The organism is Microseira wollei NIES-4236, assembly GCF_020521235.1.
Lineage (GTDB): Bacteria > Cyanobacteriota > Cyanobacteriia > Cyanobacteriales > Aerosakkonemataceae > Microseira > Microseira wollei.
Genome location: NZ_BLAY01000754.1, coordinates 1 through 249, shown reverse-complemented (window position 1 = coordinate 249; position 249 = coordinate 1). Strand labels below are relative to the sequence as shown.

General features: G+C 50.2%; 1 protein-coding gene. It reads left to right on the top strand.

The features are described from left to right. A partial coding sequence (locus MiSe_RS50450) for a hypothetical protein (RefSeq protein ID WP_226595149.1) occupies window positions 1-249 on the top strand: 249 nt, incomplete at both ends.

Sequence of the window (249 nt, the reverse complement as noted above, 5' to 3'; positions counted from 1 at the left end):
CATCTTTGGGTGTAAATCAAAATTTATCTACGCCGTGCCCCTGGGTGTAGGGGCAGGGCATTCTACCATCTTTGGGTGTAAATCAAAATTTATCTACGCCGTGCCCCTGGGTGTAGGGGCAGGGCATTCTACCATCTTTGGGTGTAAATCAAAATTGATCTACGCCGTGCCCCTGGGTGTAGGGGCAGGGCATCCTACAATCTTTGGGTGTAAATCAAAATTGATCTACGCCGTGCCCCTGGGTGTAGG